Origin of the sequence: Novacetimonas cocois, from assembly GCF_003311635.1 — a bacterium.
Lineage (GTDB): Bacteria > Pseudomonadota > Alphaproteobacteria > Acetobacterales > Acetobacteraceae > Novacetimonas > Novacetimonas cocois.
On sequence record NZ_QEXL01000012.1, the window covers coordinates 104,084 to 120,067 of the forward strand.

The 15,984-nt window shown below is 66.3% G+C and carries 14 protein-coding genes; 9 read left to right on the forward strand and 5 right to left on the reverse strand.

What is annotated here, in order from left to right; translation table 11 throughout:
• Window positions 1-10: 10 nt before the first annotated feature.
• The 4 genes from NJLHNGOC_RS10395 to NJLHNGOC_RS10410 form a co-directional block, all read right to left on the reverse strand.
• Window positions 11-748: a methylenetetrahydrofolate reductase gene (locus tag NJLHNGOC_RS10395; protein ID WP_206059768.1), complete on the reverse strand. Its 738-nt coding sequence runs from the start codon at window positions 746-748 to the stop codon at window positions 11-13.
• Window positions 748-1,686, reverse strand: coding sequence for a bifunctional methylenetetrahydrofolate dehydrogenase/methenyltetrahydrofolate cyclohydrolase FolD (folD, locus tag NJLHNGOC_RS10400; protein ID WP_113596287.1), 939 nt, complete (start codon window positions 1,684-1,686; stop codon window positions 748-750). The genes NJLHNGOC_RS10395 and folD overlap by 1 nt, the downstream gene beginning before the upstream one ends.
• A gap of 309 nt (window positions 1,687-1,995) precedes the next feature.
• Complete coding sequence (locus tag NJLHNGOC_RS10405) at window positions 1,996-3,540, reverse strand: Do family serine endopeptidase (protein ID WP_206059765.1); 1,545 nt, start codon at window positions 3,538-3,540, stop codon at window positions 1,996-1,998.
• A gap of 198 nt (window positions 3,541-3,738) precedes the next feature.
• A complete protein-coding gene (locus NJLHNGOC_RS10410; protein ID WP_113596308.1) occupies window positions 3,739-4,176 on the reverse strand; it encodes a nucleoside deaminase in 438 nt (145 codons plus the stop codon).
• 342 nt (window positions 4,177-4,518) lie between these two features.
• Here NJLHNGOC_RS10410 and NJLHNGOC_RS15990 point away from each other — a divergent pair, with 342 nt between their 5' ends.
• The 9 genes from NJLHNGOC_RS15990 (at window position 4,519) to NJLHNGOC_RS10450 (ending at window position 15,308) form a co-directional block, all read left to right on the forward strand.
• Window positions 4,519-4,665: a hypothetical protein gene (locus NJLHNGOC_RS15990; RefSeq protein ID WP_165837915.1), complete on the forward strand. Its 147-nt coding sequence runs from the start codon at window positions 4,519-4,521 to the stop codon at window positions 4,663-4,665.
• A 73-nt stretch (window positions 4,666-4,738) separates the two neighbouring features.
• The gene (locus tag NJLHNGOC_RS10415; protein WP_113596289.1) at window positions 4,739-5,476 is read left to right on the forward strand and encodes a gamma-glutamyl-gamma-aminobutyrate hydrolase family protein; all 738 of its coding nucleotides are present in this window, start codon (window positions 4,739-4,741) and stop codon (window positions 5,474-5,476) included.
• A complete protein-coding gene (locus NJLHNGOC_RS10420) occupies window positions 5,473-6,249 on the forward strand; it encodes a pseudouridine synthase (protein WP_110560679.1) in 777 nt (258 codons plus the stop codon). Before NJLHNGOC_RS10415 ends, NJLHNGOC_RS10420 begins: the two co-directional genes overlap by 4 nt.
• A gap of 12 nt (window positions 6,250-6,261) precedes the next feature.
• Window positions 6,262-6,837: a 16S rRNA (guanine(966)-N(2))-methyltransferase RsmD gene (gene rsmD / locus NJLHNGOC_RS10425; protein ID WP_113596290.1), complete on the forward strand. Its 576-nt coding sequence runs from the start codon at window positions 6,262-6,264 to the stop codon at window positions 6,835-6,837.
• A gap of 177 nt (window positions 6,838-7,014) precedes the next feature.
• The gene (locus NJLHNGOC_RS10430; protein WP_113596291.1) at window positions 7,015-9,951 is read left to right on the forward strand and encodes a DNA translocase FtsK; all 2,937 of its coding nucleotides are present in this window, start codon (window positions 7,015-7,017) and stop codon (window positions 9,949-9,951) included.
• Window positions 9,948-10,766, forward strand: coding sequence for an RluA family pseudouridine synthase (locus NJLHNGOC_RS10435; protein ID WP_113596292.1), 819 nt, complete (start codon window positions 9,948-9,950; stop codon window positions 10,764-10,766). Before NJLHNGOC_RS10430 ends, NJLHNGOC_RS10435 begins: the two co-directional genes overlap by 4 nt.
• Before the next feature lie 25 nt (window positions 10,767-10,791).
• Complete coding sequence (locus NJLHNGOC_RS10440) at window positions 10,792-12,879, forward strand: hypothetical protein (protein WP_113596293.1); 2,088 nt, start codon at window positions 10,792-10,794, stop codon at window positions 12,877-12,879.
• A gap of 44 nt (window positions 12,880-12,923) precedes the next feature.
• The gene (locus NJLHNGOC_RS10445; protein WP_113596294.1) at window positions 12,924-13,589 is read left to right on the forward strand and encodes a histidine phosphatase family protein; all 666 of its coding nucleotides are present in this window, start codon (window positions 12,924-12,926) and stop codon (window positions 13,587-13,589) included.
• A 75-nt stretch (window positions 13,590-13,664) separates the two neighbouring features.
• The gene (locus NJLHNGOC_RS10450) at window positions 13,665-15,308 is read left to right on the forward strand and encodes an NAD-dependent malic enzyme (protein ID WP_113596295.1); all 1,644 of its coding nucleotides are present in this window, start codon (window positions 13,665-13,667) and stop codon (window positions 15,306-15,308) included.
• A 137-nt stretch (window positions 15,309-15,445) separates the two neighbouring features.
• Here NJLHNGOC_RS10450 and NJLHNGOC_RS10455 read toward each other — a convergent pair whose 3' ends face one another.
• Window positions 15,446-15,751, reverse strand: a complete 306-nt coding sequence (locus tag NJLHNGOC_RS10455; RefSeq protein ID WP_110560696.1) for a YnfA family protein — start codon at window positions 15,749-15,751, stop codon at window positions 15,446-15,448.
• Between the last annotated feature and the right edge of the window lie 233 nt (window positions 15,752-15,984).

Here is a 15,984-nt window from a genome sequence, read left to right on the forward strand (position 1 = left end):
CGGACCGCTGCTATCCCGGATCGCACAGCGGCGTAAGGTAGCGTTCCAGGTTCACCCGCAGGGGCATCAGATAGACATTCCCCCCCTGCGCCCGGACCGCGCGCATCATCTGGCGGGCGAAACTGATGTTCGCGTCCAGCGTGGGTTCGAAATCATGGGGGAAAATGACGTGGTTGGTCGTTTCCCAGTACGAGCGCGAACGCGGCCCGACCACCGGTGAAATGCCCCAGAACACATTTTCCCCATGCAGCCAGTTCATGCACAGTTCCAGCATGCGCATGTCGAAAATCGGCTGGGTAAAGAAACCCGCCGCCCCGGCATCCTTCTTGCGGGCGACGGCCTCCATTTCCGCATAGGGCGCGCGCCGGTACGGGTCAAAGGCGGCATAGACCGACAGGTGCGGCGCCTCCGCCCGGTAACGGCGGATGATGCTTTCGGTCGTGTTGGGATAGGTCAGGTGCCGCAGGTCGGACGGCGGGTCGCCCTGCACCACCAGAACGGCCCCCAGCCCCGGCTGGTCCGCGCCGGGAAGCGGCGCGCCCGGCGCGATGTCGATCGCGCGGATATGCGGAATGACCTTGGGGAAATGTGGCCGCACCAGTTCGGCGGCATCCCAGCTGCGCAGCGGGAAACGCAGCAGGTCGGGAATATTGATCATGTCGGCGGGGGGGAAACAGGCCCGGACCTCCGCCACGTCGCGCAGCAGCGTTTCACGGTCGCGCGGGATCAGTTCGACAGAGATGTCCATCACGGCGTCTCCACACCTTCGACAAGCTCACGCGCCGCCTGCATCGTGTTGCGCAGCAGGCAGGCGATCGTCATCGGCCCCACGCCGCCCGGCACGGGGGTAATCTGGCCCGCGACATGCCGTGCCTCGTCAAACACCACGTCACCGACCAGCCGCGTCTTGCCATTGTCCAGGCGGATGCGCGAAATCCCGACATCGATCACCGTGGCGCCGGGCTTGATCCAGTCGGCGCCGACCAGACCGCGGCATCCCGTCGCCACGACAAGGATATCGGCCTGCCGCGCCAGCGCCTGCGGATCGCGGGTGTCGATATGCGCGACAGTCACGGTGCAGCCTTCCCTGAGCAGGAGCTGCGCCATCGGACGCCCCACAAGGTTGGAGGCCCCGATCACCACGGCATTGAGCCCGCGCAGTTCCCCGACATAGGCCTTCAGCAACAGCAGGCAGCCCAGCGGCGTGCACGGCACGATGCCCGACAGGCCCAGCGCAAGGCGGCCCGCATTGACCACGCCCAGCCCGTCCACGTCCTTGCGCGGGTCGATCGCGTTGGTCACCGCCACCGGGTCCAGATCACCGGGCAACGGAAGCTGCACAAGGATGCCATGGATTTCGGGATCGGCATTCAGCCGCGCGATCAGCGCCAGCAGTTCCTCCTGCGACGTGGTTTCGGGCAGCATGTGCATGAAGGAACGCATGCCCGCGCGATGGGTCTGCAGCGCCTTGTTGCGGACATAGACCTCGCTGGCGGGATCATTGCCGACCAGCACGACCGCAAGGCCGGGCGTGACCTGATGGCGGGCATAGAACGCGCGCACGTCCTCGGCGATATCCTGCGTCAGGCGGTTGGCGAACCCCTTGCCATCAATCAGGAGGGCGTCGCCCCGCACATGCGGCTGAGGGCCGGACACATGAGGATCGGATGATACTGGACCGGTCATAACCCCTCCGCAAATCTCACAGGACGCACAGCAAATACGCAAGAAGCATCGCCGCGACAATCATCTTGTGCGGAATGCGGCGACCCGCGCGGGGGAAACGGGCATGAAAAAACCGGGGGACATGCCCCCGGTCCGTTCAGTGTGAAATGCCGCCGCCCTTTCTGGCTGACGTCATTTCCTGACTGAAACCATGAAAGTTCCCGATGAAGCTGTTTTCCAAAAGCTTCGGAAAAGCATCGCCTTTTCAAAAAGGCGATGCCGGAAGACTTTCATCGTCTTTCATCAGGCAGGCTGTTTTCAGGCAGCCCCTTACTGGTCGTCGTCATCGTCGTTGCTGCTGTCGCCATCATCGGTGCCGGGCGTCACCGCGACAAAGATGCTCTGTCCGTTGCGCACGACACGCAGCAGGACGGAATGGTTGGTTTCCAGCGCCTGACGGATGGCCGACACGGTGGCGCGGGGATTTTCCACCGGCTTGTTGCCCACCGCCTGGATCACGTCGCCCGCATGGATGCCCGCCTGCTCGGCCGAGGAACCGGGCTGCACGTCGCTGACGACGACGCCATGGACATTTTCATCGAGTCCCAGCTGCTGGCGCGCGTCAGGCGTCAGCGGCGCGAGGGAGACGCCAAGGCGCGGCCCCTTGTCTTCGCTGCGGTCGTCGCCGACCGTCCCGTCCGCGGTCCCGCCCTTGCCAAGGCTTGCGATCGTCACGGAAGAGGTCTGGGCCTTGTTGCTGCGCAGATAGCCGACCGTGACCTTCGTCCCCGGCACGATGGAGGCCACCTTGACCGCCAGCGTATGGGGGGTGTCGATCTTCTGCCCGTTCAGGTCGGTGATGACGTCACCCGCCTTGATCCCGGCCTTTTCCGCCGGGCTGCCGGTGCTGACGCTGGCGACCAGCGCGCCGGCCGCCGGGGCGCCGTTCACGGATTTCAGCCCCAGCGCGGTGGCCATCGAGGGCGTGATCGGCTGCGCCGTCACCCCGAGATAGCCGCGCGTCACGTGGCCGGTCTTCTCCAGCTGTTCGACGACGTTCTTGACCGTGTCGGAGGGGATGGCGAACCCGATGCCGATCGACCCGCCCGACGGCGACAGGATGGCGGTGTTCACGCCCACGACCTTGCCGTCCTGCGTGAAGAGGGGACCGCCGGAATTGCCACGATTGATCGGGGCATCGACCTGGATGAAGGAATCATACGGGCCATCGCCGATGTCGCGCCCCCGGGCGGAGACGATGCCGGCCGTAACAGTGCCCCCCAGGCCATAGGGATTGCCCACGGCGACAACCCATTCACCGGGCTCCACCTTGTCGGAGTCGCCAAGTTCGATGAAGCGCAGCTTGCCAGATGGCGTGACCTTCAGCAGCGCGATATCGGTCTTGGAATCGCGCCCCACGATCTTCGCCGGCAGGCTGGTGCCGTCATCCAGCGTCACCGTGACCTTTGTCGCGCCCTTCACGACGTGATTGTTGGTCACGACATACCCGTCGGGGGAAATGACGAAGCCCGAGCCGCGCGCTTCCACGTCATGATGCTGCTGCGGCATCATCTGGAACGGGAAGGGAAACGGAAAGCCGCCGGGCATGCCGCCGCCCATTTCCTCGCCCGTGTCGGCATTGTGGATCCTGGCCGTGATCGAGACGACGGCAGGCTTCACCTGCTTGACCAGATTGACGAAGTTCGGAAGCTGCTGAACCTGCGTATCGGGCCGGATGACGCCGCTGTCGTCCGCCATGGCGCCCGGTGCGCCGGCCGCCATTCCGCCCAGCAGGCTGCCGGCAAGCAATGTGGCAAGGAGTGCCCCGCGCACCGGGCGAGGAAAAACGGTTTTCGGCTGTAATGCGTCTGACATGGCATCCCTGAAGATCTTGGTCTGATATCACTTGCGTCGGGCTGGGCCGTCCCGACCGGGTTACAGTCCCATTGCCCGCACTGTGGCGCAAGGGAACCAACCTCTCTTATACCACCGCATGAAAGATACGTTAGATTACATGCCCGAAGGGACCCCGCCCCACGCGCGGGCAGCGCGGGCATCCCAAGCGCGGGCACCCTACCCATCGCGGCGGTCACGGAAGAACCCGCGCAGCATCGTCGCCGCCTCCCGCTCCCGCAGGCCGCCGATCGTCTCGGGGCGGTGAAGGCAGTCGCGGCGGGCGAACAGGCGGGGCCCATGTTCCACCCCGCCGCCCTTGGGGTCATAGGCACCGAACAGGATGCGCCCCACGCGAAAATGCACCGCCGCGGCCGCACACATCGGGCAAGGCTCCAGCGTCACGTACAGGGCGCAGTCCGACAGACGCGCGCCGTCACGCGCCTGCACGGCCGCGCGCATCACCAGCATTTCGGCATGGGCGGAGGGATCGCGCAGTTCTTCGGTCCGGTTGCCCGCACGGGCAAGGATCGTGCCATCCGGCCCCAGCAGGACCGCGCCCACCGGAACCTCGCCCCGCGCGGCGGCGGCCCGGGCCTCCGCAAAGGCCACGGACATCGGGTCCGATGCAAAATCCGGATCGGGCGTGGGATCCGATGCCGGATCGGGCGCAACGCCATGTGCGGGGGCAGGATTCATTCCGTTACGATATCCCCCCGCTGCAACCATTCAAGCCACGCATGCGTTTGCAGTGTCCGGCAACAGGCATGTTACCGTGCATAAACACAACACCTACGCAAAAATATGTCAGGAAACCGCCATTTTCATGGACATTTGATGTCTGTCGCTGGCATCCTGCCCCTGTTTTGTGTCATATTTCGAAACACTCTGTAACCAGGAACAGGACAATGGCTTCGCGCCGCGGTTTCGCGGCCTGTTTCAGACGACGGGAGAAGGGACATGCATACGCTTACGCTGGTTCTGACCACTGCCGCGATCGTCGCGGGAATGGCAATTGCCGATGCCCCGCGTAGTGTCCGCCGGTCGGTGGTCTATTCCCTTACGTGCGATCTGTCCCCCGGCCCGCTGCAGGTCGCACAGCAGTAAAAACACGCACGAAGCGACGCTGACCGGACGTGGGCGCATTTCCTTTCCTGCGGGATTATTCTAGGGAAACGGAATGGATACGTCTCCTCCCCTGATCGGCGTGACACTGGATCGCGAACCGCCCTGTCCGCCGGAACAGGGCGGGTATTCCAGCTTTCCGTGGTATGCGATGCGCTGCAATTACATGGATGCCGTCACGGCGGCGGGCGGCCTGCCGGTCGGGCTGGCGCATGACGCGGCGCAGGCGGCGGCGGTCATGGCGCGACTCGACGGCCTGATCGTGACGGGCGGCGCATTCGACATTTCCCCCGACCTCTATGACGGCGGCGCGCCCCATCCCACCGTCACCACAAAGGCCACGCGCACCGATGCCGAACTGGCGCTGGTGCGCGCGGCGCTGGATCTGGGGCGGCCCATCCTGGGGATCTGCGGCGGGGAACAGCTGCTGGCCGTGGCGCTGGGCGGCACGCTGATACAGCATATCCCCGATACCATCGCCTCCCCCCTGCCCCATGAACAGCCCAACCCGCGTGACGAGGCCGGGCATGAAATCACCATCGTCCCCGGCACGCGGCTGGCCCACATCACGCGCGCCAGCCGCATGGCGGTCAATTCCGCCCACCATCAGGCCGTCGCCACCCCCGGCCGCGCCATCGTCAGCGCCGTCGCCGCCGATGGCGTGATCGAGGCGGTGGAACTGCCGGGCCATCCGTTCTGCATCGGGGTGCAATGGCATCCTGAATTCGGCATCTCGACAGGCGACCGCCTCCTGTTCCGTGCCCTGACTGACGCTTCGAGACATAGAGAATGACAAAAGACGCCTCCCCCGCCCCCGCCGCGCAGCATGGCGACCGCATCGCCAAATGGCTTGGACGTTCCGGCGTGGCCAGCCGACGCGACGCCGAACGGATGATCGAGGAAGGACGGGTGCGCCTGAACGGCGAACTGGTGCGCCATCCCGCCACCTTCGTCACCGATGGCGACATCGTGCAGGTGGACGATCAGGTCGTCGCCGCGCCGGACCGCACCCGCCTGTGGCGGTATCACAAGCCCGACGGGCTGGTGACCACCCACCGCGACCCCGACGGCCGTCCCACCGTCTTCGCGTCCCTGCCCGAAGGAATGCCGCGCGTCATCAGCGTCGGGCGGCTTGACCTCAACAGCGAGGGGCTGCTGCTGCTGACCAATGACGGCGAACTGGCGCGGCGGCTGGAACTGCCCAGCAACGGCTGGATCAGGCGGTACCGCGTGCGTGTCTTTGGCGTCGTGAACGAAGACCGGCTGGCCGACCTTGCGCAGGGCAGCGTGTTCGAGGGCGTGCATTACGGCCCCATCGAGGCCGCGCTGGATTCCAGCCGGGGCGACAATGCGTGGCTGACCGTTTCCCTGCGCGAGGGCAAGAACCGCGAGATCCGTAAGGTCATGCGCGGGCTGAACCTGCATGTCAGCCGCCTGATCCGCACGTCATACGGCCCGTTCCAGCTCGGCACGCTGGAGCGCGAGGAGCTTGAGGAAGTGACCGGCAAGGTCCTGCGCGAACAGGTGCCCGGCCTTGCCAACCCGCGCCGCGCCGCCCGGTCGTAACGGTCCCTGACCATGAGGATCGTCGCGGGACGCTTTCGCGGGCGCACGCTGCGCGCGCCATCGGGACGGGTGACGCGCCCCACCGCCGACCGGGTGCGACAGGCGCTGTTCGACATGCTGATGCATGCCCCGTGGGCCGGGCGCGACCGGATCGAGGGCGCGCAGGTGATCGACGGATTCGCGGGCACCGGCGGACTGGGGCTGGAGGCCCTGTCGCGCGGCGCGGCGGCGGCCCTGTTCATCGAAAGCGACCGCAACGCGCTGGCAGCCCTGCGTGACAACATCGCCGCATGCGGGGCGCAGCCCATGGCGCAGGTCCGCGCGTGGAACATGTCGCGCCTGCCCCCGCGCGGCGCGGCAAGGCCCGCGGATCTCATCTTCCTCGACCCGCCCTATGGCCGCGACCTGCCGGCGATGGCCCTGTCCTCGCTCGGGCGGGGGGGATGGATCGCGCCGGACGCGCTGGTGATCGTCGAAACCGCCGCGGACGAAGCCCCCCCCGTTGCCCCCGACCGCCTGCTGGCCCAGCGCGCGCATGGCGCGGCGCGGCTGTCGATCTGGCGGCACGAAGACGGGGCGGGACAATAATTTCGTCCCGAAAAGATACCAGCGCCCTTCTTTCGTCCCCCATCGCCGCGTTATAGTCGCCCTGCGGGAGAAGCGTGGCATCGTGCCTGCCCCCTCCTGGCCGGAGTTTTCATGACGGCCTGACCATGGCGGCCCGCCTGCCGCGATGTCACGGCCATGCAACCAGGATACGGATTTTTGGCGATCCCCAGCCGTTTCATCCCCGAGTCCCTGACCACTGGCCCCACCCGGACGCGGCTGCTGCGGCGTCTTGCCGAAGCGGGCGGGGTGGCGCTGTGGATGCTGGCGCTGGGGCTGGTGGCGGCGTTATGGAGCTATGACCCCCGCGATTCCTCGGCCAATACCTCCAGCACGCAGGCACCCACGAACCTGCTGGGCACGGTCGGGGCCTATGTCTCGGACTTCCTGCTGCAGAACATGGGGGTCACCAGCGCGCTGGTCATCCTTGCCCTGATCGCGTGGGGATGGCGCATCATCCGCCATAATGGCGTGGGATCGGGCCTGATCCGCGTGACGGCCCTGCTGGCGGCGATGCCGGTGCTTTCCGCCCTGCTGTCGGCCCTGCCGATCATGATGCCATCCTTTCCCAACCCGCACTGGCCCGCCGATTCCGGGCCGGGCGGGGCGGTCGGGCTGTCGCTGGCGCACATGGCGCTGCAGGCGGGGTCCAGCATGATCGGGCCATGGGGCGGTATCGTGATGTGGCTGCTGGGCCTGATCCTTGCGGTCCTTCTGGTTCCGCTGGCCATGGCGCTGTCGCTGTCCGAATGGCGGGCGATCGGGCGCGTGCTGCGGATGGCCGGACGCCAGCCCGTGCGCCTTGCCCGCGCCACGCATGCCCTGACCCATCAGGCAAGGGCACGCATCCAGCAGACCCGCGCCAGCGCCGACAGCGCGCCCGTCAGCCCCCGTGGGGACAGCCTGCGTGAAGAAAGCGTCCCTGGCGAAGGGAGCATCCGCACGCTTGCCGACACGCTGTCCGCCGATGACGCGATGACGCACCTTCGCGAACCCGCATCACACGCGGCCTATGCGCCCCCGTCCGCAGCCCCTCCGGCCGCGCCCGATCCGGCCTATCCCGTTCATGCGGCCGAACAGCCCGCGTCCACCGCGCTCAACATCACGCCGAAAGCCAAGACCCCGCCGCCGCCCGTCCCGCCGCCCGCGACCGCGCGTTCGCTCAGCGTGCGCGAAGCAGCGCCGGCACCGCTGCCCCCCGCGCGCGAGGCCACGGCAAAATCCGATCCCACACCCAGCCTGCCGCCCTCCATGCCCGAACGGGTCTCCATCGGCACGAACTGGGTGCATCCGCCGGGGATGGAAGAAGACATTTCCACGCCGCTGATGATGAACCCCACCGACGGGCAGTCCCTTGCGCCGTGGCATGAGGAGGAAAGCCCGACCCGTCCGACAGTCTTTGCCCCGCCACCCGCGCAGGAGAACGAACCCGCGCGTCCCACCCTGCTGACGCGCCTGTTCAGTGGCGGCGCCCAGCGCGGCACGCCCGCCCCCGCCGCGCGCGAGGACGCGACGGTGGCGCCGCAGTCGCCCGCGCCACCGCCGCCACCGCCGCCCCGCGAACATTATGACGCGCCGCAGACGCATGCGTGGCAGCTGCCGCCGCTGTCGCTGCTGCATCCCCCGCCCTCCCACGCCGCGACAGGCCCGACCGAGGAACTGCTGAAGGCGAACGCGGCGCACCTTGTCACCATCCTGTCGGAATACGGGGTGCAGGGCGAAATCGACACGTACCATGCCGGACCGGTCGTCACCCTGTTCGAGCTCAAGCCCGCGCCGGGCATCCGGTCGGCCCGCGTCATCGGGCTGGCCGATGACGTGGCGCGTTCGCTTTCGGTGCTGAGCGTGCGCATCGCCACGGTGCCGGGGCGCAACGTCATCGGGATCGAGGTCCCCAACACCCGGCGCGAGACGGTCTATTTTTCCGAACTGCTGCGTGATGACGCATGGATGCACGGGCGCGGGCGGCTGAACCTTGCGCTGGGCAAGGATATCGCGGGGGAGCCGGTCTATAGCGACCTCGGCTCCATGCCGCACCTGATGATCGCGGGCACCACCGGATCGGGCAAGTCGGTGGGCGTGAACGCCATGATCCTGTCGCTGCTGTACCGGCTGTCGCCGGACCAGTGCCGCCTGATCCTGATCGACCCCAAGATCCTTGAACTCTCGATCTATGAGGGCATCCCCCACCTGATGACGCCGGTGGTCACCGAACCGGCCAAGGCGGTGGCGGCGCTGAAATGGACCGTGCGCGAAATGGACCGGCGTTACCGCGCCATGGCGCACCTTCAGGTCCGCAACATCGCCAGCTATAACGAACGCGTGGCCGAAGCGCGGGCGCGCGGCGAAATCGTGACCCGGCGCGTGCAGACCGGATACGACCCCGAAACGGGCAAGCCGACCTTCGAGGAGCAGCAGCTCGCCCTCGACGCGCTGCCCTATATCGTCGTGGTCGTGGACGAGATGGCGGACCTGATGATCGTGGCCGGCAAGGAGATCGAGGCCCTGCTGCAGCGCCTGGCGCAGAAGGCGCGCGCGGCGGGCATCCACCTCATCATCGCGACGCAGCGTCCGTCGGTCGATGTCATCACCGGCACCATCAAGGCGAACTTTCCCACGCGCATCTCGTTCCAGGTCATCAGCAAGTTCGACAGCCGCACCATCCTGGGCGAACAGGGCGCGGAGCAGCTGCTCGGGCGTGGCGACATGCTGTTCATGCAGGCGGGCGGCCGCATCACGCGCGTTCATGGCCCCTTTGTCGATGATAGTGAGGTGGAAGCCGTGGTGTCCTTCCTGCGCGCACAGGGCGAGCCGATCTATGACGACGACGTCATCTCCGCACAGGATGAGGATGGCGGAGGCAGCCGCGCGTTTGGCGGCGGCGGGGGCGAGGAAGACAGCCTGTTCGGACAGGCGGTGGAGCTTGTCGCGCGTGAGGGCAAGGCCTCGACCTCCTTCATCCAGCGCCACCTGTCGATCGGCTATAACCGCGCGGCCAAGATCATCGAACAGATGGAAAAGGAAGGCCTTGTCAGCGAGGCCAACCATGTCGGCCGCCGCGAGGTCCTGATGCGCAAGACGGCCGAGGACGAATGACGCGCAGGCCCCGCCCTTTCCCTGCATCATCGCCTTCAGGCCCGCGCGCCGGTCATGCCCCCCTGCCCTTTCCCGTCCTGTTCTATGACCGGCATTTCATCGTGATCGACAAGCCCGCCGGCCTGCCCGCGCATCCGGGCCGAGACGGCGGCCCCAGCGTGGAGGATGCGTTCGCGCTGATGTCGCGCCACCGCAACGGGCCGTGGCTGGCCCACCGGCTGGATCGCGACACGTCGGGCTGCCTGCTGGTCGCACTGCGCAAGCAGGCGCTGGTCGCGGCACAGTCCTGTTTCGCGAACGGCCGGGCCACCAAGGTTTACTGGGCCATCACGCATGGTCATCCCCCCGGCGCGCATGGCGTGATCGACGCCCCCCTGCTGCGCCGGGCGGGACGCGAGGGATGGCGCATCGAAACCGACCCGCAGGGGCAGGCCGCGCGGACCGCGTGGCGTTGCCTGGCGCGCGGCCACATGCCCGACGGTTCCCCCGCAAGCTGGCTGGAGCTGCGGCTGGAAACAGGACGCACCCATCAGGCACGGGTGCATTGCGCGACGCTGGGTTGCCCCGTCATGGGGGATGGTCAATATGGTCCGGCCGATGGAAAATCCCTCCACCTCATGAGTCGTGAACTGCACCTGCCGCTTGAACCTTCCATCCATGCCACCGCGGCTCCGCCGCCGCACATGCGCCACAGCGCGGCGCAGGCAGGATGGGATCTGGACCAGCCTTTCCTACCGCATGACGTACTGCCCGGGCCGGGGTCCGCCCCCGCGCGCATGGTGCCTGCGTGCGGCATAACCGCCGGGACGCGATGACGCGCCCCCCTTTACGGAGAACCCCGTGTTTGCCCACCAGCTTACCGAAGGTCTGATCCGCGTCCTTGAACGTCCCGACCTGCGTGTCATCGCGGGGGCGCGGCGCGTCCGACTGGCGCCGGACCTGCTTGATCCCTTCCGTGTCACGGACAGGGGCGATGTCCTGCTGGGGGCGCCATGCCTGCAGGACGGGGAACTGCTGGCCGCCTTTTACCTGCGGCACGCGCTGGAACTGGCGCACCTGCTGGACATCGCACCCCGTCAGCCGGTCATGGCGGCACTGTGCGCGGCCCGGACGGCGGCCCTGTTCCTGAGGCTGGATACCACGCGCGACACGACGGCCATCACCCCGCAATGGGTGACGACCATGGCCGCGCCGCAGGTCGCAACGCCCGCCGCGCTGCAGGCCGCGTGGCAGGCGCTGTCCCCGTTCCAGCCCGCCCCGCCCCACGCGCCGGACATCACGGCCGTGCATGCGCGCATGCAACGCCTGTGGCACTGGACCGGCCCGACCGAAACGCTCATGGCGCTGGGGGGCGATGCACGGCTGAGCATCAATCCCGCGACTGGCCTGAACCATTACGGATGTTCCCACCGGCCCCGCCCGTGGGCCGTGACCTTTGCGTCCTCCACCGCGTCATCCCTGTCCGAACGCGGCTTTGCCGGGGCGGAGGCCGCGCGCCTGCGCCTGATCGCCGCCACCTTGTCGGCCACCGACAATGACATGGCCGCGACGCTGAGCAATGAAATCCGCCAGCAGATCAGCCGGTATTTCGGGCTGCGCGGGGATGAAGGGGTCATCCTTGCCCCATCCGGCACGGACTGCGAACTCTATACCCTTGCGCTGGCGGCGCTGGCGGCGCTGGCGCCGGGTCGCCGCCCGGTCAGCAACATCCTGATCGCGCCGGAGGAAACCGGCAGTGGCGTGCCGCTTGCAGCGCGGGGTTGTCATTTCGCCAATGACACCGCGCTGGGCCATACCGTGCCCAAGGGGCAGCTGATCGAAGGTTTTCCCGACACCACGCAGGTCATCAACCTGCCGATGCGCGATGCCGATGGACAGCAGATCCCCCCCGAACAGGTGGATGCGGACTGCCTGCGTGTCACGCGCGCGGAACTGGCGCGCGGGCGGCATGTGCTGCTGCATCGCCTCGACCTGTCGAAAACGGGACTGCTGGCCCCCCGGATGGACACGCTGGATGCGCTGGCCGCCACCGCGCCTGCCGGGCAGGTCGATGTCGTGGTCGATGCCTGCCAGACGCGGCTCGACCCCGCGCGGGTGCGCGACTACCTCGACCGGGGGTGGATGGTGATGATCACCGGCTCCAAATTCTTTACCGGCCCTCCGTTCTGCGGGGCGGTGCTGGTGCCCGCGCCGGTCATGGCCCGCCTGTCGGCCGACGGGCTGCCGTCCGGCCTTGCACAGTATACGCACCGCCAGGCCTGGCCGGAGAACACGGCGACGGATGTCCTGCCGTCCGGCCATAACATCGGCCTGGTACTGCGCTGGCACGCCGCCCTTGCGGAAATGACGGCACTGGGAGAGGTTGACCGCGCCACCGTGACGCAGCGGCTTCGGGAATTCCTGTCGGCGGCGCGCGATGCCATTACCGGCAACCCCGACCTGTCCCTGCTGCCCCCCGTGGCACTCAGCCGGCCCGCGCTGCCTGACGCATGGGACGATCAGGCGACGATCCTTTCCTTTTTCGTCCGCGCGCCGGGGGATGACGCGACCTTCCGCCCGCTGCCCCTGCCACAGGCGCGACAGCTTTACGCGTGGCTCAACGCCGACCTTTCGGAAATCCTGCCTGCCGCCGACCCGGGGGAACGTGCCCTGGCGGCCCTGCTGTGTCATGTGGGACAGCCCGTGCCACTTGCACATCCGGCCCTGGATGATGCGCTTGCCGGGGCGTTGCGCATTTCCGCCGGTGCGCGCCTTGTCTCGGGCGAGCCATCGCATGACGGGCTGGACAGCCGCTGCCGGATGGAGCGTGAAATCCGCGATGTCCGCCGCGTCGTCGCCAAGATCAGCCTGATCCTGCGCCACTGGTCCGTCATCGCCGCCCATGACCCGCAGCCGACCTACATGCCGCGCCGGGGCATGGCGGACTGACGTGCCTTCCTTTTTTTCCACCGAATACGGACATCCCTGCCGACATGCCGCAAAATCACGGTAATTTCCTCGACATGCCCCAGTTGCAGAAAGGGGTCACGCGTTTCTGGCTGATCCGTCATGCCGTTGTTGAACAGAACGCCCGCAGGCACCTCTATGGCGCGATGGACGTGCCGCTATGTCCCGACAGCCTTGTGGCGCAACGGCCCATGTACGAGGCACTGGCCCGGCGCCTGCCGCATCCGGCCCTGTGGTTCACGTCCCCCCTTGGCCGCGCGCAGCAGACGGCGCAGGCCATCCAGCAGGCCGGTTACGGCACGCAGGCCAGCCGCATCGAACCTGCCTTTACCGAACAGTCCATGGGTGAATGGCACGGCACCACGCATGACCAGCTGCCCCAGAAACTGGCGGTGCCGGCCCATCCCTTCTGGTCCGTGGGGGCGACGGAACAGCCGCCGGGCGGGGAAAGCATGGTGCAGGTCTGCGCCCGCGTGGGCGCAGCACTGGACCGCATGTCACGCGAACATGCCGGAGAGGACATGGTGATCGTCAGCCACGGCGGTGCGATCCGTGGCGCGCTGGCGCATGCGCTGCATGTCCATGCCCATACGGCGCTGCATTTTTCCATCCAGAACCTGTCGCTCAGCGTGATCGAGCACCTGCGCGAAGGCTGGCGGATCGTCAATGTGAACGAACTGCCACTGGTCTGATTCATTGCATGAGCGCATGCTCCGGCGTTCCATGATGCCGGTCGCCTTTGTCCTGTCCGCAGAAAGTCGCACGCCATGACCCATCCCACGTCACGTTCCATTCCCCGCGGGGCAGCGCTTCTGAACGATCCCGCCGCCAACAAGGGAACCGCCTTCAGCGCGGAGGAACGACGGGTGCTGGATCTCGAGGGGCTGCTGCCGCCGCAGATCGAGACGCTGGAACGTCAGGCGGAACGCGTGTTCAGGCATCTGGATGCCAAGCCGAACGACCTTGAACGCTATATCTACCTCTCCGGCCTTGGCGACCGGAACGAGACCCTGTTCTACAAGGTCGTCATGTCCGACCCCGCGCGGTTCGTGCCCATCATCTACGCCCCCACCCTTGGCGCGGTCTGCAAGGCGTTCAGCCACCTGTACCGCCGCCCGCGCGGCATGTATATCAGCCTGGAGCACAAGGGACGCATCGCCAGCGTGCTGCGCAACTGGCCCGAGCGCAATGTCCGCTTCATCTGCGTCACGACGGGGGGCCGTATCCTTGGCCTTGGCGATATCGGGGCCAACGGCATGGGCATCCCGATCGGCAAGCTCCAGCTTTATACCGCGTGCGGGGCGGTGCCGCCGCATACCACCCTGCCGATCCAGCTGGATATCGGGACGACGAACGCAGCACTCAGGGCGGATCCGCTCTATCTCGGGCTGCGGCGCGAACCGCCGGAGCAGGCGGAGCTGGATGCCTTTGTCGAGGAATTCGTCGCGGCGGTACAGGAAGTCTTTCCCGCATGCTGCATCCATTTCGAGGACTGGAAGGGTACTGACGCGATCCGTTACCTCGGCCGCTATCGCGAACGGGTGCTGTGCTACAATGACGATATCCAGGGGACGGCGGCGGTCACGCTGGCGGGGCTGACCACGGCGCTGCAGATCATTGACGGGCGGCTGTCGGAACAGAACATCCTGTTCTTTGGCGCCGGTTCATCCGGTCTGGGGATCGCGGACCTTCTGGTACACGCCATGCAGCGCAAGGGCCTGTCGGAAGAGGCGGCACGTGCGCGCATCACGATGATGGACAGGGAAGGACTACTGGTCACATCGCGTACCGACCTGTCGGAACAGCAGAGGCCCTATGCCCTTGACGGGGCTGCCTCGACAGACCTGCTCGACGTGATCGAACGGGTGCGTCCTTCCGTCCTGATCGGTGTCTCGACCGTGGGCGAGGCCTTCACGCAGGAGGTTGTCGAGCGCATGAGCGACATCAACAGCCGTCCCATCATTTTCGCCCTGTCGATTCCCAATGCCGAATGTTCCGCCGAACAAGCCTATACCTGGTCAAAGGGACAGGCCCTGTACGCGGCGGGCATCCAGTACCCGGTGGTACAGATCGGGGATCGGTCCTTTCACCCGGGACAGGCCAACAATTTTTATATCTTCCCCGGCCTCGGGCTGGCCACCTATGCCACGTGCCCGCGCCACATTACCGACGACATCATCATCGAGGCGGCGCATGCGCTGTCGGATCAGGTCGATACGGCCACCCGGGCGCGCGGACGGCTGTTCCCACCACAGGACCAGATTGTCGAGGTCGAAATCACGTCCGCCTGCCGTCTGGCGGAATATATCTTTGACCACGACATGGCCCATGTCGAACGGCCCGACGACATCCGCAAATGGATAGAGGGGATCATCTATACTCCCGTCTATAAACCCATCATGCTGGACTGATTTCAGGGACTGTCTGAAAATGACAGGAAGTTTCTGGGTGCCGCCTTTCATCTAAAAAGGCGGCATTCTTCGAAGCTTTTTGAAAAAAGCTTCACCAAAAACTTCTGTAATTTTACGATCTTTATCGGCATACGTCCTTATACGCTGCGGGGCTGGAACAGGATCAGGGCGGCCCCGGCCAGACAGATGAGCGCCCCGAGGATTTCCCAGCGCGTCGGGGTATAGCCCTCCACCACGCGCATCCATGTCAGGGAAGCAAGGATGTAAATCCCGCCATAGGCGGCATAGGCCTGTCCCGCCGTATCGGTATCAATGCGCGTCAGCAGATAGGCAAAGGCCACCAGCGATGCCATTCCGGGAAGCAGGCAGGCCACCGAACGTCCCAGCCGCAGCCATGCCCAGAAGGCAAAACAGCCGCCAATTTCACAAAAGGCCGCAACCATATAGATGCCAAACGGCAGGAGATACTGCTTCACGGTTGATGCGTCCCTTCACGGCTGCCGCGCATATACAGACGCATTATCACCTGTCAGCCAACGGAACAAACCCGGCAGGCGTATGACCAGAGACCATCTGGAAAGACATTACCCAGAAGTCATAAAAGTTTTTGGTGAAGCTTTTTGGGGCCTGTTGGGAATTATCGTGAATTGATGACTGCGGCGACAAGATGGATCAT